At 43.0% G+C, this 19,362-nt stretch carries 15 protein-coding genes; 10 read left to right on the forward strand and 5 right to left on the reverse strand.

Features of this window, described 5'->3' with window-relative positions; genetic code table 11:
- Positions 1-88: 88 nt before the first annotated feature.
- Positions 89-301 (forward strand): hypothetical protein, encoded by a 213-nt coding sequence (locus GWK51_RS15665; protein ID WP_161934412.1) that lies wholly within the window; start codon positions 89-91, stop codon positions 299-301.
- A 119-nt stretch (positions 302-420) separates the two neighbouring features.
- Here the strand turns inward: GWK51_RS15665 and GWK51_RS15670 are convergent, their stop codons facing one another.
- A complete protein-coding gene (locus GWK51_RS15670) occupies positions 421-1,449 on the reverse strand; it encodes a hypothetical protein (protein ID WP_161934413.1) in 1,029 nt (342 codons plus the stop codon).
- 155 nt (positions 1,450-1,604) lie between these two features.
- Here GWK51_RS15670 and pheS point away from each other — a divergent pair, with 155 nt between their 5' ends.
- The 3 genes from pheS (at position 1,605) to GWK51_RS15685 (ending at position 5,396) form a co-directional block, all read left to right on the forward strand.
- On the forward strand, positions 1,605-2,585 hold the full coding sequence (pheS, locus tag GWK51_RS15675; protein ID WP_100242091.1) for a phenylalanine--tRNA ligase subunit alpha: 981 nt from the start codon (positions 1,605-1,607) through the stop codon (positions 2,583-2,585).
- Between the two features lie 136 nt (positions 2,586-2,721).
- A complete protein-coding gene (gene pheT / locus GWK51_RS15680; RefSeq protein ID WP_161934414.1) occupies positions 2,722-5,103 on the forward strand; it encodes a phenylalanine--tRNA ligase subunit beta in 2,382 nt (793 codons plus the stop codon).
- Positions 5,100-5,396, forward strand: a complete 297-nt coding sequence (locus GWK51_RS15685; RefSeq protein WP_016166119.1) for an integration host factor subunit alpha — start codon at positions 5,100-5,102, stop codon at positions 5,394-5,396. The genes pheT and GWK51_RS15685 overlap by 4 nt, the downstream gene beginning before the upstream one ends.
- 100 nt (positions 5,397-5,496) lie before the next feature.
- On the opposite strand, the gene GWK51_RS15690 is transcribed toward GWK51_RS15685, so the two are convergent.
- The 3 genes from GWK51_RS15690 to trxA all read right to left on the reverse strand — a co-directional run bounded on the left by GWK51_RS15690 (position 5,497) and on the right by trxA (position 8,081).
- Entirely contained in the window at positions 5,497-5,751 is a 255-nt protein-coding gene (locus tag GWK51_RS15690; protein WP_161934415.1) for a hypothetical protein, read from the reverse strand.
- A gap of 411 nt (positions 5,752-6,162) precedes the next feature.
- Complete coding sequence (gene rho, locus GWK51_RS15695; RefSeq protein ID WP_100242094.1) at positions 6,163-7,431, reverse strand: transcription termination factor Rho; 1,269 nt, start codon at positions 7,429-7,431, stop codon at positions 6,163-6,165.
- A 323-nt stretch (positions 7,432-7,754) separates the two neighbouring features.
- A complete protein-coding gene (gene trxA, locus GWK51_RS15700) occupies positions 7,755-8,081 on the reverse strand; it encodes a thioredoxin (protein WP_016166116.1) in 327 nt (108 codons plus the stop codon).
- 265 nt (positions 8,082-8,346) lie between these two features.
- Between trxA and ppx the strand changes: the two genes are divergently transcribed.
- From ppx to GWK51_RS15725, 5 genes are read left to right on the forward strand one after another with little or no spacing between them, the layout of a single operon-like run.
- Positions 8,347-9,867 (forward strand): exopolyphosphatase, encoded by a 1,521-nt coding sequence (gene ppx / locus GWK51_RS15705; RefSeq protein WP_161934416.1) that lies wholly within the window; start codon positions 8,347-8,349, stop codon positions 9,865-9,867.
- Between the two features lie 35 nt (positions 9,868-9,902).
- Positions 9,903-10,727: an acetyl-CoA carboxylase carboxyltransferase subunit alpha gene (locus GWK51_RS15710; RefSeq protein ID WP_100242096.1), complete on the forward strand. Its 825-nt coding sequence runs from the start codon at positions 9,903-9,905 to the stop codon at positions 10,725-10,727.
- A complete protein-coding gene (tilS, locus tag GWK51_RS15715; RefSeq protein ID WP_161934417.1) occupies positions 10,664-12,019 on the forward strand; it encodes a tRNA lysidine(34) synthetase TilS in 1,356 nt (451 codons plus the stop codon). The genes GWK51_RS15710 and tilS overlap by 64 nt, the downstream gene beginning before the upstream one ends.
- Positions 12,020-12,043: 24 nt before the next feature.
- Positions 12,044-12,874, forward strand: a complete 831-nt coding sequence (proC, locus tag GWK51_RS15720; RefSeq protein WP_100242098.1) for a pyrroline-5-carboxylate reductase — start codon at positions 12,044-12,046, stop codon at positions 12,872-12,874.
- 26 nt (positions 12,875-12,900) lie between these two features.
- Complete coding sequence (locus GWK51_RS15725; protein ID WP_100242099.1) at positions 12,901-13,470, forward strand: YggT family protein; 570 nt, start codon at positions 12,901-12,903, stop codon at positions 13,468-13,470.
- A gap of 85 nt (positions 13,471-13,555) precedes the next feature.
- Here GWK51_RS15725 and polA read toward each other — a convergent pair whose 3' ends face one another.
- The gene (polA, locus tag GWK51_RS15730) at positions 13,556-16,318 is read right to left on the reverse strand and encodes a DNA polymerase I (RefSeq protein ID WP_161934418.1); all 2,763 of its coding nucleotides are present in this window, start codon (positions 16,316-16,318) and stop codon (positions 13,556-13,558) included.
- A gap of 202 nt (positions 16,319-16,520) precedes the next feature.
- On the opposite strand from polA, the gene GWK51_RS15735 reads away from it, so the two are divergent.
- On the forward strand, positions 16,521-19,361 hold the full coding sequence (locus GWK51_RS15735) for a DUF2339 domain-containing protein (RefSeq protein WP_161934419.1): 2,841 nt from the start codon (positions 16,521-16,523) through the stop codon (positions 19,359-19,361).
- The last annotated feature ends 1 nt before the right edge of the window (position 19,362 follow it).

A 19,362-nucleotide genomic window follows, 5' to 3' on the forward strand; every position in this document is an offset into this window, starting at 1 on the left:
CATATGCTTTGAATTACATAATTAAGCTTTAAATTAGATTGGCTTGGATGCCTAATGGAGTGAAGTCATCATAAAAAGGAATGGGGCGATGCTTGCAGAGATTGTTGGTATGAATCAGGCACGGATTACCGTAAAACTAGAAATGATTCCAAGAATTGGTGAGTTGGTCAAAATTATGTATGGACCGGATGCGCAGTTAGAAGGAGAGGTGGTTGCGGTACAGCATTATATCAATCAGCATGCGGATGAGCATAAAGTACGCATTGAGATACGACCCTTTAATTTGTTGATCACCTCCTGATGGAATATGACCACACAATACTTTCACTAAACGCTAGAATGAGAAATTTCAAGCCAAGGGATTGATCTATTGATTCATGATGAATGAAAGAAAGCCACATTATGTGGCTTTCGGGGTCTTTATAAACCGAAATAGTAAGCCACAATACAAATCACCACAGTAATCAGGATCAGTTTGAAAACCGCAGAAGAACCAATCTTGTGATGTGGATGTGGTGCTGATGGTGCTGATGTTGCTGTTGCAACTGGAGCAGCTTCTAAGGGGTTATTCACGGCAACTTGAGTGAGCTGTGCGGTTTGATAATGATTGGCAACTTTAACAATAAATTTAGCTTGAAGATCCTCGAGTTTTTGCGAAAAGTGACGTAGGTTGAGTTGCTCATCAGCACTGAGTAGCGCGCCATCTTCATGTTGAGGGTGTTGGAGTTTGTCTTGTAGATATTTTTCTAGAGCTTCAAGTCGATACAATGATTTATGTGCAAAATCGGCTGGATAATCTGTAGGTAATAACGCTAATTTTTGTGAATCTAAGCCACTGCTATTTTCAGTGACGTTCCTAGATACATAGCCATAATAGGGCAGGTTTGACTGTGTTGGCTCGACAAAACCTTGAGCAAGCGGGCTGTTAAAGAGTTCGGCTTGGGTATAGCTTTGAATGTCATCCCAATTTGGACGTTGCAAGTCCGCTTCAATGCGCTTGGCAAGTTTAGCGCTGAGTTCAAAGCGCCAAAAGGTTTCATGACGAAGAGGATTTTGTTGTGAAGCAGGTGCTTCAAAATCATTATCTGCGTTATACCACTCCGCCAACTCCTTACCAAAAATCCAAGCAGTTTTTTTATTGGCTTCATGACTGACCATGAAGTGGGCGAAAGGGAGCAGCTCTACATTGGCATTCGGGTTTTGTTCATCATTGAGCAGGCTTGAGCTGTGTAAACTCAGGCGTTTTGTCCCTTGCTTTTTCAGTCCTTCGAGCCAAACTTGAAAATGTTGTGCCAATAAGTGTTGTGAGAGTAGATCTCGAAATGCAAATTGCTGCTGATCAAAAATCGGATGTTGTTTCCAACGATTAAAACTCAGCTCTTTGGTGAGAAACTCATTGCCATAAGTCACTAAAGTGAGCTGTTGTTTCCAAATTTGATCTAGGGGCATAGATAATGATCTCTTTACAAGTGGGTTTATCTTATCCTTTTTCTAATTTCGGATGTTAATCAAATTTTCCTTAATTGGAAACTCATCAATCTTGTTAAAAACTGATAGAATATCGGGTTTTATCTTATTATTAAATTGTTGCTTTGAGAGTTACTATGTCACTGGAAGCCCTGACCACCGAAGCGCTTGCTGCCATTGCAGCAGCTCAAGACCTTGCTGCACTCGATCTGGTTCGTGTGCAATTTACAGGGAAAAAGAGCCAGCTTGCAGAACAATCGAAAGCGCTAGGTAAAATGGACCCTGAGGAGCGTAAAGTTCAGGGCGCTGCAATTCATGCTGTGCGTGAAGCCATTAATGCTGCATTGACTGAGCGTCAAGCGCAATTACAAAAAGCGGCATTAGAACAGCAACTTGCGAGTGAAACTATCGACATTACCCTACCAGGGCGTGGTCAAACGATTGGAAGCATTCACCCAGTTACACAAGTGCAGGAACGCATTTGTCAATTCTTTACTAAAGCAGGATTTACGGTCGCAACTGGCCCAGAAGTCGAAGATGACTATCACAACTTTGAAGCCTTGAATATTCCTGGGCATCACCCTGCGCGTGCCATGCACGATACCTTCTATTTTGATGCAAATCATTTGTTGCGTACACATACTTCAGGCGTGCAAATTCGTACCATGGAAACCTCACAACCACCAATCCGTATTGTGTGTCCAGGTCGTGTATATCGTTGTGACTCAGATCAAACCCATTCTCCAATGTTCCACCAAATTGAAGGCCTATATGTTGCTGAAAATACCAGCTTTGCAGAGCTGAAAGGTTTGTTGGTGAATTTGCTGAATGAATTCTTTGAGAAAGATTTAAAAGTCCGTTTCCGTCCATCGTACTTTCCATTCACAGAGCCAAGTGCAGAAGTGGATATTATGGATGAACGTGGCAAATGGTTAGAGGTTTTGGGTTGTGGTATGGTGCATCCAAATGTCTTGCAGGCTGCGGGGATCGATCCTGAAAAATACAAAGGCTTTGCTTTTGGGCTAGGGGTAGAGCGTTTTGCAATGTTACGTTATGGCATCAATGACTTGCGTATGTTCTACCAAAATGATGTGCGTTTCTTACGCCAATTTGCTTAATAGTTTAAACAGTTATTTGAGATTTATTGAAATCCCCCTAAATCCCCCTTTATAAAGGGGGACTAGTCTACCTAAAACGGTGGTGTGTTTTCCCTCTTTTAAAAGAGGGTTAGGGGAGATTAAGGACATTGAATTTATGAAAATTAGCGAAAATTGGTTGCGCACATGGGTCAACCCAGCCATTAATAGCGAAACTTTATCTGACCAACTGACCATGCTGGGTCTAGAAGTGGATGATTTATCTTCTGCAGCAAAGCCATTTACAGGTGTGGTTGTTGGTGAAGTACTTACTGTAGAACAACATCCAGATGCAGACCGTTTACGTGTTACGACGGTAAATATTGGCTCAGGTGATCCATTACAAATCGTTTGTGGTGCACCGAATGTCCGCGTCGGCATGAAAGCGCCTGTTGCGACCATCGGTGCTGTACTACCAGGCGATTTTAAAATTAAGAAGGGTAAACTGCGTGGTATTGAATCACAAGGCATGCTCTGTGGTGCTTCAGAAATTGATCTTGAAGATAAAATCGATGGTCTTTTAGAGCTACCAGTAGACGCACCTGTCGGTGTTAATATTCGTGAATATTTAGACCTTGATGACCATGTGATTGACATCAGCATCACCCCAAACCGTGGTGATTGTTTCAGTATCCGCGGGATTGCACGTGAAATTGCAGTCATTAATCAAATGACTGCGACTGCGCCAGAGATTGAGGAAGTGGTTGCGACAATTGCTGATGAGAAAAAAGTCATTGTCAGCACTGAAGGTTGCCCGCGTTATTTAGGACGTGTGATCAAAAACGTCAATACCAAAGCACCGACGCCAGAATGGATGGAACGTGCGCTTGCTCGTTCGGGTATCCGTCAACATAGTATTTTGGTGGATATTACCAACTATGTGCTGATGGAACTGGGTCAGCCTTTACATGCTTTTGATGGTGGTAAAGTTCAGGGTGCGGTACATGTGCGTCAAGCAACAGCGGCTGAAAAACTGGTGCTTTTAAATGAGCAAGAAGTTGAACTGAATGAAAAAGTGATGGTGATTGCTGATGATGAAAAAGCACTGGCCATTGCTGGCATCATGGGTGGTTTATCTTCTTCTGTAACGGATGAAACCACTGAAATTTTCTTAGAATCAGCTTTCTTCGCGCCATTACATATTGCAGGTCGTGCACGCAGCTTTGGTCTACATACCGATGCTTCACAGCGTTATGAACGTGGTGTGGATTTTGAATTGCCAATGATGGCAATGCACCGTGCATCACAATTAATTGCTGAACTGGCTGGCGGTGAATTTGGTCCGATTACGGTTGCTGAGCAAGCCGAAGTATTGCCAAAACGCGAAGCGATTGAATTGAAGCAGGCACAAGTTGATCAATTATTGGGATACCGTGTAGAAGGCGAATTTATTGCGGATGCATTAACACGTTTAGGTTGTGTAGTGACGGTGAAGGCGGAGGGGCAGTGGTCTGTTGTTCCGCCATCGCATCGTTATGATATGGCAATTTATCAAGATTTAATTGAAGAAGTTGCACGTATCCATGGTTATGACAATATTCAAATCAGTCTGCCAGTGATTGATGCACAACTTGCGAAGTATCAAGATCAATTTGAAGTAGCGCAATTGCGTCAGACCTTGGTGACTTTGGGGTATCAAGAAGCAATTAGTTTTAGTTTTTCCGATTTGAAACTTGAAAAGCAACTTAATCCAGCCGTGAATCCATTGGCCTTGGCAAATCCGATTTCGAGTGATTTGGCAGTGATGCGTTCGACCTTGCTTTCGAGCTTGATTCCTTGCGTACAATACAATATCAATCGCCAACAAAGTCGTGTGCGTTTCTTTGAGTTGGGTTTACGTTTTGATTATCAGGATGCAAGTAACATTCATGATCTCAAACAGATTCCAACTTTAGCCATGATTGCAGTGGGTGCAAAACAAGCCGAGTCTTGGCATGGCAAACCACAAGCGATGGATTTCTTTGATTTCAAAGGTGAAGTGGAAGAAGTTTTGGCAGCAGGTCGTGTTCAAGTGGAATACGTACGTTCAGAGCGCGCATGGTTGCATCCAGGTCAGTCCGCTGAAATTATGGTTGCTGGGCAGTCAATTGGTTATTTAGGGCGTTTACACCCGACTTTAGAGGCTGAGCTGGATTTGGGAGTGACTTGGGTTGCAGAACTTGATCAAAAAGCAGTTTTGCAAACTTATGTATCTAATTTTACAGAATTATCACGTTTTCCATCGGTTAGACGTGATATTGCGCTTTTAATTAGTGATAAGATTAATATTGGTGAAATTCAGCAACTTATCACTAAAACGGGTGGGGAGCTGTTAAACTCGAATTGGCTCTTCGATGTGTACACAGGACAAGGGGTTGAGGCAGGTAAACGCTCATTGGCATTTGCTTTGTTGTGGCAACATCCGTCACGTACCTTAGAGGATGCTGAAATTAAATCGGGTATGGATACAATTATAGAAGTGTTGCAGAACACTTATCAGGCGACATTGAGGGCTTCATGACAGCATTAACTAAAGCAGAAATGGCTGATCATTTAAGTGAGCTCACGAGTTTAAACCGTCGTGAAGCAAAACAAATGGTCGAATTATTCTTCGATGAAATTAGCCAAGCGCTCATTTCAGGGGAACAGGTTAAACTTTCGGGTTTCGGGAACTTTGAGTTGCGTGATAAGCGTCAACGACCAGGTCGGAACCCTAAAACGGGTGAAGAAATTCCGATTTCTGCCCGTCGTGTTGTGACATTTCGTGCGGGTCAGAAATTTAGACAGCGCGTTGGGAAAGAGCAGATCGATTGATCTGCTTTTTTAATTCATTAATTTTTTGTGTTTTACTAAAATTTAGACGTAAAAAAAGAGAGCAAATGCTCTCTTTTTTTGTGCTACGTAATCGTAAAGATTAGTGAGCAGCAGAAGCAGCAGCTTCAGCAGCAGAAGCAGCAGCATCTACAGCAACGTCAGCAGCAGAAGCAGCAACGTCAGCAGCAGAAGCAGCTTCAACAGCAGCAGCGTCTACTGCAGCAGAAGCTTCTTCAGCAACAACAGTTTCAGAAGCAGCAGCTTCAGCAGCAGGAGCTTCTTCTTTTTTAGCACAGCCAACGAAAGCTAAAGTAGTAGCAACTGCAGCAGCAATAGCGATTTTTTTGAATAACATGGCATCACTCTCTAAAATATGAGATTAAAAAAAACCAAGGTCAGCTGTTATGTGCTTTTATTCTTCCTAAATTTGTTAGGCAGTAACAATGCAGGAGCAGCTTAACTGGTCTGCGAATATGCTATCACTGCCTATTTTGAATTGCTACTGCCTTGCATGAAAAAAAACCAAAAAATGAGCAAATATTTGTATTTTTTTAACAGAAAATAACAATTAAAATGAAACTTTATATTGGATAACCACCTTATAAGTTTATAAAAATAAACAGGTTTTAAAATCCTAATATTTAGGCATCAAAAAAATAAAAATTAGATAACATAGAAAAGATCGATTTGTGTTTTTATGTTAAGAAAGTCAACCCAATAAAAAAGTCGCCAACATGGGCGACTTTTTTTAAATTTTTTATGCAAATTAATTACTTGCTTTACGCTTCATTTGATCGAAGAATTCATCATTGGTTTTGGTTTCTTTCATACGATCAAGTAAGAACTCCATTGCCGCCAATTCATCTTGGGTGTGAAGGAGTTTACGTAGAATCCAAACTTTACGTAGATTGTCTTCAGACATTAAGCGCTCTTCACGACGAGTGCCAGACTTTTTGATGTTCATAGCAGGGAACACGCGTTTCTCTGCAATACGACGATCTAGTGTAATTTCTTGGTTACCTGTACCTTTGAATTCTTCGTAAATGACTTCATCCATTTTACTGCCTGTTTCAATGAGGGCAGTTGAGATAATGGTCAGTGAGCCACCTTCTTCAATGTTACGGGCAGCACCAAAGAAGCGTTTTGGACGTTCAAGCGCATGGGCATCGACACCACCAGTTAATACCTTACCTGATGAAGGGACTACCGTGTTGTAAGCACGAGCCAAACGGGTAATCGAGTCAAGCAGAATCACCACGTCTTTTTTGTGCTCAACCAAGCGTTTGGCTTTTTCAATCACCATTTCAGCCACTTGTACGTGACGCGCTGGAGATTCATCAAACGTAGAGGCAACCACTTCACCACGAACAGTACGTTCCATTTCGGTCACTTCTTCAGGACGTTCATCAATCAGAAGTACAATCAGGAAAACCTCAGGGTTGTTACGAACAATCGACTGGGCGATGTTTTGTAACAACATGGTTTTACCCGCTTTTGGAGGTGCAACGATAATAGAACGTTGTCCTTTACCAATTGGGGCAACCAAATCGACGACGCGAGCAGTTAAATCTTCAGTAGTACCATTCCCTAATTCCATCACCAATTGTTCAGTTGGGAATAATGGGGTTAAGTTTTCGAATAAAATCTTGTTACGCGAGTTTTCAGGCGTATCGTAGTTAATTTGATTAACTTTGAGTAGGGCAAAATAACGTTCACCTTCTTTAGGTGGGCGAATCGTTCCTGTGATGGTGTCACCTGTACGCAAGTTAAAACGACGAATTTGTGAAGGACTTACATAAATGTCGTCGGGACCTGCAAGATATGAACCTGCAGCAGAGCGTAAGAAACCAAAACCATCTGACAGAATTTCGAGAACGCCATCACCAAAGATCTCTTCACCATTCATCGCATGACGCTTTAAGATGGCAAAGATAATATCTTGCTTACGGTTACGAGCCATTCCTTCAAGGCCCATAAACTCTGCAATTTTGATGAGTTCGCCAATTGGTTTTTTCTTGAGTTCGGTTAAATTCATAGGTGGTCAGATAGAATCAAAAATTCTAGAAACAGGTTGGAAGGAGAGCAACATTCGGTCGCATACAGCAATAAAATGACGGCATCGTGTTAATACAATAACAACGCGGAGGTCTGGTAAATTGTTGCGAAGAGAAAAAGTATGTAACAATTTCTGTTGCCGAGCGGCGATCTTATGTGTTGTGTCTTGTAAGAAAATGACGGACTTGAAATCCTTTCTTTCTTGAGCATGCAATATAAGAGAGATTCTTGACTTTGTCAATTTATAGACGAAAAAAATGCGCTATAGGACATAGCGCATTTGGTCTAATTGCAATGTGCAAATTAGATGTGGTCTTCAATAAATGCAGTCAATTTAGACTTTGGTGCAGCGCCAACTTGTTGTGCAACAACTTCACCATTTTTGAACATAAGTAATGCAGGAATGTTGCGAATGTTGTAGTTTACTGCTGTTGCTTCACATGAAGTCACGTCAACTTTAACAATCTTCACTTTGCCTTCGTATTCGTTTGCAAGCACTTCCAATACAGGTGCAATCGCCTTACATGGTGCACACCAGCCTGCCCAGAAATCAACTAAAACGGGAGTATCTGAATTTAAAACATCTGCTTCAAAGTTTGCATCAGTCGTGTTGATGATATTGCCTGACATGGAATATGCTCCAAAAATTTTATTAAAAGATAGCTAATGGCTCTAAGTATTACATAGCCATCTTTAACAATGTAGTGTTAGATGCAAATTTTCAGCCTTTCGATCAAATTTGTCTAATTGATGCTCACGATGATGCTGATCGTGTAACACAATTGTCATATATGCTTAAAAATAAAAAGCTCAATATTTAAAAGAGATAAATGGCTTTTAAATTGCATGCATGTGCATTACTCTAGGCTCAATTCTGTACAGGTTTATTTGAAGAATGTCTGATTTTTTGATTGATGAAGAATTACTTGCTGCCATCGATATGGGATCGAACAGCTTTCACCTTGCGATTGCACGTGTAGACCATGGTGAAGTTAAAAAAGTCGCATCAATGTCAGAGAAAGTTCAGTTGGCAGCTGGACTGGATGAAAATAAAAATTTAACGGAAGCGGCGCAACAACGTGGCTTGGCCTGTTTAGCACGTTTTGTCGGACGTTTGAGCTCAGTACAGCCAAACCGTTTAAGAATTGTTGCGACCAATGCTTTACGTCAAGCCAAAAATGGACATGAATTTATTCAGAAAGCCGCAGAAATACTACCAAAACCGATTGAAATTATTGCAGGGCGTGAAGAAGCGCGTCTGATTTATTTGGGTGTTTCGCACACCATGGCGAACAGTGGTCGTCGCTTGGTCATTGATATTGGTGGTGGTTCAACCGAACTGATTATCGGTGAGGAATTTGAACCCATTCATACTGAATCTTTGCAAATGGGTTGTGTGGCGTTTACCAAGTGTTATTTCCCAGATGGTGAAATCAACCAAAAAAGTTTTGATAAAGCGGTGGTTGCCGCACGTAAAGAACTTTCTGCTATTGCCAATACTTATAAAGAAGCAGGTTGGGATACTGTAGTTGGTTCGAGTGGTACCATTAAAGCTTGTCGTCAAATTGCGGTTAATATGGGCTGGAGCAATGAGCAGGAAAATCTGACCCGTGAAGGGCTGGAAAAACTCAAAGAAAAGTTACTCAAATTCAAACATATTTCAGAAATGGATTTTGACGGCTTGAAAGAAGACCGTCGAGCAGTTTTGCCAGCTGGCGTTGCAATTTTATCCGCAGTTTTTGAATTATTAGACATCGAAGTGCTGGTGTACTCAGATGGTGCTTTACGTGAAGGCGTGATGTACGACTTATTGGGTCGTTTCCAACATGAAGATATCCGTGACCGTAGTGTGCAAGCCTTAATGGGACGCTATGGTGCAGATCCAAAACAAGCCGAACGTGTGGTCAAAACGGCACAGCATTTATTTGATGGTGTAGCTTCTTCATTGAATTTAACGAGTGATGACAGTGACTTACTGCGTCGAGCTGCCTATTTGCATGAAATTGGTTTGGCCATTAGTCACGGTGGATATCATCGTCATGGGGCTTATTTGTTACAGCATTCCGACATTGCGGGCTTCTCACAAATTGACCAAAACCTCATTTCACATTTGGTCGCACATCATCGTCGTAAGTTGCGCAGTGATGCCAAAATTGACGTGATGAAGGTGGGTGGTAGCAAACTTGTGCACTTATGTCTATTGCTTCGATTAGCAGTTTTACTGAATCATAGTCGTAGCGATGCGATGCTTCCTGCCATTGAATTAACCATTGGCAATGCGCAACAATGGCAACTCTGCGTTTCTGGTGATGCCAAACAATGGCCTTTGCTTGTAGCAGACTTGCACGACGAACAAGTGCAATTCAAGCACTGGGATATTGAATTGAATATTCAGTCGGAACAATTTATCGATTAACACTGTTTGGTTAATTTAGGGATAATGGTCGACCTATGAAAAATAAAGCTGCTCAATCTAAAGCATGGACAACAGTCCAAATTGCACGTCATCCAGACCGTCCGCAATTTTTGGACTATGTTGGTGAAATCTTCACTGAATTCGATGCTTTACATGGGGATCGTTTGTTTGGTGATGATGGTGCGATGGTCGGTGGCTTAGCGCGTTTTGACGGCAAACCTGTCATGGTTGTGGGTCAACACCGTGGTCGTAGCACTCGCGAAAAATTAAAGCATAACTTCGGGATGTGTAACCCTGAAGGCTATCGTAAATCACAACGTTTGCTAGATTTGGCTGAGCGTTTTAATTTACCTGTTTTTACTTTTATTGATACTATGGGCGCTTACCCAGGTGTTGGTGCGGAAGAGCGTGGTCAAGCAGAAGCGATTGCCACCAGCCTTGCACAACTTTCAAATTTGAAAGTCCCTGTTATTGCAACAGTGTTGGGTGAAGGGGGTTCAGGCGGTGCTTTAGGTATTGGTGTTGCTGACCGTGTGATCATGCTGTCACACAGTATTTATTCAGTAATTTCACCTGAAGGCTGTGCTTCGATTCTGTGGAAAACAGCTGAGAAAGCAGAACAAGCCAGTGAAGCATTGGCATTGACTGCAGACCGTTTACAACAGATTGGTATTGTTGAATACGTGGTTGACGAAGGTCAAGGTGCACATTTAAACCCTGAACAGGTCATGGAAAACTTAAAGGTCGTACTCAAACAAGCATTGGATGAGTTACAACCCATGGATGCCCAAGAGCGATGCGAAGCACGTTACCAACGTTTAATGAAGTTTGGCAGCGACAATTTAGGTCTCACGTCTTAACACAGGCACAGACCTTTACAGAACAGCGTTCTTATCTCATAGGATGTAGCGGTGGCGTGGATTCCATGCTGTTGCTGCATCTTATGTCGTTTTTATTCCCGCAAAAAGTCCGTGCGATTTATGTCGATCATCAGCTACAAAGTATGAGTTCGGCGTGGGGCGACTTTGTCCTGAACACCTGTCAGCAATTGCAGGTGCCCTGTAGCGTAGTGCCTGTTCGCGTAGCGGAAGGAAATCTAGAAAACCAAGCACGTAATGCCCGATATCAAGCCTTTACAGAACATTTGCAACATCATGAGGTGCTGGTTTTAGCACATCATCAGCAAGATCAGGCTGAAACCTTAATGTTAAGACTGCTTTCTGGCGCGGGTGTACAAGGTTTATCGGCCATGTCTACGGTTGATGTACGTTCACAAATGACACTTTGGCGACCCATGTTAGAATTGTCGCGTGAGCAGATTTGCCAATGGGCTGCGCAGTTGGATGTGCAAAATATTGAAGATCCGACCAATGCCGATCCAGATTATGATCGTGCTTGGTGTCGTCAAATTCTATGGCCCGTTTTGCAACAACGCTTCCCTAAAATGCAGCAAGCACTGACCCGTACCAGTACTTTAATGCAAGATGCGGATGAAATTTTGGCTGAGGTCTTAGCAACTGATTTGGAAAAATGTGGCAATCAATTTTTTCTTCAGATTGAATCACTAAAAACATTGTCCATTGCCAGACAACGTCAATTACTTTCCTCTTGGATGCAAGGTGAGGCAACTTATCGTCCCAATTTTGCCATGGTACAGCGCCTCATCACAGAGGTGATTGAGGCCAAGCAAGATGCACAAGCCGCTTTGCATTGGCATGGTTTTTATTTTGTCCGTTATCAACAGCAGATTTTCCGTTTAAAGGCAGAGATCTATCTGGCGGAACAGCAGAATCCTGTTCCAGCACAGCAACATCTCTCTTTTATGCTTAATCAAAGCTTTGCTTTGGCTTCAGGAAACTATTGTATTGAGGTCCAAAATCAGGGATTGTCTCAGACACTTTTGGATCAAAAATTGACATTGTCGGCACGGATGGGGGGCGAGAAAATCCATCTGCATGGACGCGTCGGAAGTTGGCCCTTAAAAAAAGCGTTGCAACAGGCACAAATTTTTCCGTGGTTGCGTCATACAATTCAAATATTAAGCATAGATAATGTTATGCTAGGGGTTTTTACACCCAAAGGTTTTTGGTTGGCTGAGTCTGAATATCTTGTTAAGGATGGATGGCAACCGAAATTAGTTTCAGGGCAATAGAATACTCAATAACGAGCGTAAATCATGAGTGCAGTTTTAAATTGTAATATTACTTTTATTGGTGGCGGCAATATGGCGCAAGCCTTAATTGGTGGATTAATTGCACGAGGCATGCCGACTACGCGTATTACAGTTGCTGATCCTTTTGAAAATGTACGTCAACTTTTACAAGAAAAAGATGTGCATGTGACAGATGATAATATTGCTGCGATTGAGAAAGCAGATATTGTCGTTTTAGCGGTTAAACCTCAGGTACTTGCAAGTGTATTGAAGCAATTGCATGGTTTACTCGATGGTAAACTGGTAATTTCAATTGTTGCCGGTGCGGAAATTGCGACCATGGCAAGTTTATCGGGTACAGAACGTATTGTCCGTGTGATGCCGAATACACCAGCTTTGGTACAGACCGGTGCACATGGTTTATATGCGACAGATGTTGTCGATGCGAAAGACCGTGAGTTGGCGAGCCAAGTTTTGGCGGCAACTGGTTTGACCATTTGGGTAAATTCCGAAGCACAAATTGATGCTGTGACGGCTGTTTCTGGTTCGGGCCCTGCTTACTTTTTCTATATGATGGAAAGTATGATTCGTGCAGGCAAAAACTTAGGTTTAGATGAAAAAGTTGCAACGGCTTTAACCTTGCAAACGGCTTTGGGTGCTGCACAAATGGCGATTACCAGTGCAAGTTCACCATCAGAGTTACGTAAAAATGTAACCTCACCAAATGGTACGACACAGGCTGCTTTAGAAGTCTTTGATCGTGCACAAATTTCACAGAACATTCAGTCTGCTTTAGCTGCTGCGAAAAAGCGTAGCCAAGAGTTGGCACAAGAATTAAGTGAAAGCAGCAAATAATTGATTTTAATTAGGAAAATTTTAATATGGGTGCAAACTCTGCGCTAATTTTTGGCATTATTATTAACGTAGCGATTTTGCTCGTATTCTTCCGCTTTTTAATGCAATTGGCTGCGGTTAATCCCTACAATCCTGTGGTGATGTCGACAGTCAAAGCCACCAAGATTGTGGATATTTTTAGTCGTATTTTCCCAACACTGGGTAAAGGGCGAGTGAACTCTGCTGCCTTGGCCTTGGTGGTGGTGCTTTATCTACTTAAAATATTTGGCATCATGTACTTGTCAGGTGCCATGCCGAACAGTCCGATTCATTTGGTGATTTTAACCTTTGTTACCATGATTCAGGATTTGATTCGCTTCTGTCGTTACTTGATTTTTGCCACGATTATTTTAAGTTGGGTGGTGATGTTTACCCAGTCGCGTTCGCCATATATTGAAGTGATTCAGGAATTGGCGGAGCCTTTATTGGCACCATTCCGTCGCTTGTTGCCAAATATGGGGATGATTGATTTGTCTCCAATTATTGCATTTTTGGCGCTGTATATTGCCGAAATTATTATGAATGAAGTCGCAATTGCCTTGTTGACGGGGTTATAAGATTTTCCTCATCATCTTTTGATTTGGTCATAAAAAAGGACTCTAAGTAGAGTCCTTTTTTTATGGTCACGGGAGTTTGCTCTGTTTAGTGAGCCTCATCCCAGTTTTTACCTTTACCGACTTCAACCAGCAACGGCACTGAAATTTCCAGTACCGATTGCATCACTTCAGCCAGTTTTGGTGCTAGTTCATCCGCAATGTCGGCATCCACTTCAAACACCAATTCATCGTGCACTTGTAACAACATTTTGGCTTGATCTTTCGGTAGCATTTTATCCACTTCAATCATCGCCATTTTAATAATGTCTGCGGCACTGCCTTGTAGGGGGGCATTGATGGCAGCACGTTCCGCTGCCTTACGGATCATCATGTTACGCGCATCAATTTCAGGGGTATATAAACGACGCCCTAAAATGGTTTCAACAAAACCTTGCTCCAAGGCAACTTGACGCGTGCGTTGCATGTACTCATAAATGCCAGGGTAACGATGGAAATATTGCTTGATATAGTTTTGTGACTCTTCACGAGTAAAGCCCAACTGGCGAATCAGACCAAACTCTGACATACCATACAATAGACCAAAGTTTACCGCTTTGGCTTGACGACGCTGGTCATTAGTGACTTGATCTAGTGGAATGTTCAAGACTTCCGATGCGGTACGACGGTGTACATCCTGACCATGGCGGAAGGCATCCAGCAGGGCATCATCTTGAGAGAAATGTGCCATCAAACGCAATTCAATTTGCGAATAGTCGGCTGCCAATAACACACGACCTTCTGGTGCAATAAAGGCTTTACGGATTTGGCGCCCAATTTCTTCACGTACCGGAATATTTTGCAGGTTTGGATCAGTCGAAGATAAACGTCCAGTTGCGGTAAGCGCTTGATGATAACTGGTATGTACGCGATGGGTATCATTGTTGGCTTGCTTCAATAAACCATCGGTATAGGTGCTTTTCAGTTTGGATAAACCGCGATAATCCAGAATCAGTGCACTAATCGGATGATCCAATTTTTCCAGAATACTTTCGCTGGTGCTGTATTGGCCTGTTGAGGTTTTCTTGCCGCCTTTTAAGCCCAGTTTTTCAAACAGGATTTCACCGACCTGTTTAGGTGAGCTGACATTAAACGGCTGACCTGCCAATTCGGTGATCTGATTTTCCAAATCTTGCATGGTCTTGGAGAAATCTTCACCCAATTGATCTAAGAACTGCAGATCAAGCTGAATACCGTTTTCTTCCATCAGGGTCAGTACGCGTGCCACAGGCATTTCAATATTGTGCAAAATATTGATCAGTTCAGGATGTACTTTCAGCTTTTTATCCAGTACTTCATATAAGCGGAAGGTGACATGGGCATCTTCGGCGGCATAGTGTGCCGCAGTTTCAATCTCGATTTGATTGAAGGTCTTTTGTTTCGCACCTTTACCCGCAACTTCTTCAAAAGTGGTGGTGAGATGGCTTAAGTACAGACGTGCCACATCATCCATGCCGTGACGGGTTGCGACAGAGTTCAGCACATAGGATGCCAGCATGGTATCGAAATACCAACCTTGCAGCTCGATGCCGTGATTGGCAAAAATATGCGCATCATATTTTAAGTGATGACCGATTTTTTTAATCTCAGGATTTTCTAAAATCGGTTTGATTTGTGCTAAAACGCTGCTGCGGTCTAATTGCGCAGGTGCACCTTCATAATTATGTGCGAGCGGGACGTAGTAAGCATCTTCAGCATCAAATGCAATCGAGAAGCCGACCATTTCTGCAACACGATAATCCAGACTGGTGGTTTCGGTATCAATTGCAAACTTGTTCGCAGTCTGCATGCGTTGTAACAGGTTGTCCCAAGCCTCGGCAGAGAGTACCGTATGATAGTTGGCTTGACCAAGTTGATCATCAACACTGGTTAAGGTGGCTTGGTCTTCAGTTTCAATTGGTGCAGCGACTGGAGCTTGCTGAAGGCTGGCATTGCTTTGTTTATTGTTGCTATTGTTAGGATTATTTGGATGGTCAAGCGACTGTAACTGGTTACGGAATTCCAGTTCGGTATATAAGCGACGTAATTCATTCACATTCGGGTCTTGAAGGGCTAAATCTTCATAGCAAATGCCCAATTCTAGATCACAAACAATGCTCGCCAGTTGATGGTCAATCGCAATGCCTTCAACATTGTCTTTTAGGTTTTGACCGACTTTACCTTTAATTTTATCGACATTTTCCAAAATACCACCAATCGAACCGTATTCGGTCAGCAATTTTGCTGCGGTTTTGGCACCTACACCTGGAACGCCCATAATGCCATCGGAAGCATCACCCATTAAGGTCAGATAATCAATGATTTGATTTGGCCAAACGCCAAACTTTTCAAAGACGCCATTCACGTCCATGGGTTTTTCTTTGAAGCTGTCTTCAAGGGTAACTTTTTCAGTCACCAATTGTGCCATGTCTTTATCGCCAGTCGAAATCAGGACTTGTTGTCCTTTGGCTTCGGCACGTTTTGCGAGTGTACCGATGATGTCATCGGCTTCTGCACCTGGCAGCATATGTACAGGAATACCTAAAGCGCGAATCAGTGCGTGTAGATATGGAATTTGTTGTCCTAGCTCATCGGGCATGCTCGGACGATCACCCTTATAAATGGGGGAAAGTTCATGGCGGAAAGTCGGTTCTGGTGTATCAAAAATGACTGCCATGTGTGTTGGTTGAGTACGACGCATCAGTTTCTGAATCGCAGAAATTGCGCCACGTACAGCATTGGTATGCAACCCCGTAGAAGTTGTTAGAGGTGGGACCGCATGAAAGGCGCGAAATAAAAAATATGACCCATCGACCAATACAAATGGTGGCATGCTGCAAATCCTGATTATGAACTAGGGCTTATCTTACGTGAAAAAGGCAAATCTGTCTTATGCCGAATGTCACTCAGCAGCTTTGTAGTTTTTGCGGATGAGCTTCAAGTCTATAAAATTGCAGTATTTTGTATGTGAAATGGTCTGCTTGAAGCTTGATCAAGTAAGATAAATAAATTGAAGCTGTGTAACTCATTGACTCATGTATAAAAAAGATAAACAGGGAATGCTCCTCCTCTTAATTGCCTTAAGCGTGCTGTTGGTCGTTGCGATTGTGATGCAACGGCAATCTACGGTGTTCGCTGCTGCGATTGGATTGACCCTAGTATTGGTGCAGTCGATTTCCAATATCCATCAGCGTTTGCTGCAATTGGAACAGGCGGCAGCCAGTCCCATGATGCAGTCCGCAGGCATTGGGGTGCAGAAGGCGCTGATTTATGCCGCGACTTTGCTGGCATTATGGGGTTATGCCAATACATGGCTGTGGTTGATTGCTGGGGCAGTGTTGGTTTTACTGTTCTGCATTATTCACTTGATCAGCACATTTCAAAACCGATTGGTGATGTTGGAGCAGATACAGCAAGTGGCAGCTGAACCACAGATACCAGCCTTCAAACCAACGGCAGTAGAGCAGCCTCTTACATCAGCGATCCCTGTATCGGGGCAGTTGACGCTGACCCAGCAACAAGATGCAACGGTACAGCAACCACAGCAAAGTTCGGATCTTCAAAAACCAGTACCTGATTCGCAGCCTCCTGCTTGGTGGCAACCCGCGCTAGACTGGATGAAACATGGCAATCCGATTTTGCGTGTCGCAGTTGCGGTACTGATGGTTGGTATTGTGTTGTTGCTGCGATTTGCCAGTGAGCATTGGCAATTAAGTTTGGCGGTCAAACTGGGTTTTATTGCAGCAGCAGGAGGCGCAACCACCGTTGCAGGTTATCTGCTACAACGTAAAAATGCATTGTTTGCGATTGCCCTGCAAGGTTTGGGTTTGGCCGTGATTTTCCTCACGCTGATTTTTGCGCACCATTTTGCCGTTGTACACAGTCTAATGACGGCCAGCATTCTATTTGTAGTTTTACTCGGGTTGACCGTTGTGTTGAGCCTGAAACAGCAAGCCTTGTATTTGGCCATTTTGGCCTTGAGTATGGCTTATCTGGCGCCGTTGCTGATTCCGCACAATCATCCTGATGTGGTGTTTTTATTTGGCTATTATTTTGTGATTAATTTGGCTGTGGTTGCCGTTAATTACTTGCAACCGTGGAAAATTTTGCACCAAATTGCCTTTTTCGCCACCATGTTTATTGGGGGATCGGTTATTGGGTTATATGCGGAAAATGATCAGCTCAATATTTTAGATGTGATTCTCTGGTTACAGATCTTCTTGTTTATTTGGTTGAGCATTCGCTATAGCCAGTTGATGCTGGCAGAACAAAAGCAGCAGCATGCATCCGAGCCCAGCTCGAATACACAGAAAAAACTGCAACCCATTCTAGATGTTGGTTTAATTTTCAGTGTTCCAGTGCTGGGGTTCTCATTACACGCTTTTCTCATGCATGACTCAACCGTTGCTCTGACTTGGGGAGCAGCTGCCTTGGCGGTGACCTATGGACTGTTAAATTTATGGATCAAACGTCAGCATCCGCAGTTGTCGATTCTGGCGAAAAGCTTTTTTATTCTTGCTGTGGTCTTTACGGCCTTGATCTTTCCGCTGGCAAAAGGCGCACATTGGACTTCTACGGGTTGGGTCATTCAAGGTACCGCTTTAATAGTCTGGGGTATTACCGAGCGTTATCGACTTAGTCGCTATATTGGTGTGGCATTGGTGCTGCTGAGTACCATCGCGCTGATGTATCAAATCTGGTCGAATGATGATTTTCCAGTATTAACAACCAGCATTTATGCCATCGCTCAATTTATTTCCGCCTTTTATTTGCTGCATTATCAGGATGTAGAAAAATATTTCAGCGCACGGATGTTGAGCGGTATTTTTCTGATTTCAGGCATGTATGCAGGAGCCATTGCGGGTGTCGAGCTGATGCACTGGCAGGCATGGAGCTATAGTTGTTCTATTACAATTGCGACCGCATTGCTGGCTGGATTTAGTTTGGTGGTTTGGTTGAGGTTGAAACTGGAATGGCAAAATTTACAACTCACCTTACTGGCTGGCTTGTTGGTGCTGCTTTACGGGGTGACTCTGCTTGAAGAGGTGTTTAGCAGTCAGCAATGGTCAAGTCTAATGGTACAACTGAGTTTTGCCGTGGGTGCGGTGCTCTTGAGCTTGATGTTGATGTTCATGCAGCGAGTTTCTACACGCATCAGCAATGAATTATGGTCTGCGCAGTTGTGTTTTGCACTGGCGGCTATCGGACTAGCCATATTCCCGCAAATGCCAATATGGGCACTGGGTGTGGTTCCAGTCGTTTATGCGCTGTATGTGTTCTTTACACATAAAGCCGATTTTTTGAATCAAACTTCAATGTGGTGTTTAGGACTGTTGTGGTTAGTACTTTTGAATCTCGATCCGTTTTCGGCAACTCATTATTATCTGGCACCGCTGTTAAATTTAACTGATGTGCTCTCTTTGCTGGTGTTTGGCGGGCTGTTGTGGATGATCTATCAGCATGATTTCGTGCAGCAATCCTCCACAGAATGGAGCTTGAAAATTAGCACGATTCTGATTGGCCTGTTGGTATTCAGCAGTATTGTGGTACGTGGTATGCATCATTATATGGATACACCATTGTGGGGCGGCGCAATCTGGCAAGATGGTTCGGTACAACTGAGTTTGACTTTACTGTGGGTAATTCTGGCCTTTGTCTTAATGACATTTTCTAGCCAAAGACATATTCGTCAAATCTGGTTTGTCGGGGCTGCTTTATTGGGGATTGTGGTTGCCAAGTTGTTGTTATTGGATCTCTCTCAAAGTGGTACCTTAACGCGGGTGATTTCCTTTATTGGCTCGGGTGCGGTGATGTTGGTGATTGCCTATATCGCACCTTTACCTCCAAGTCTATTGGAGCAAAAAAAAGAGCGATAAT

This window comes from Acinetobacter kanungonis (genome assembly GCF_009939195.1).
Taxonomy (GTDB): Bacteria; Pseudomonadota; Gammaproteobacteria; order Pseudomonadales; family Moraxellaceae; genus Acinetobacter; species Acinetobacter kanungonis.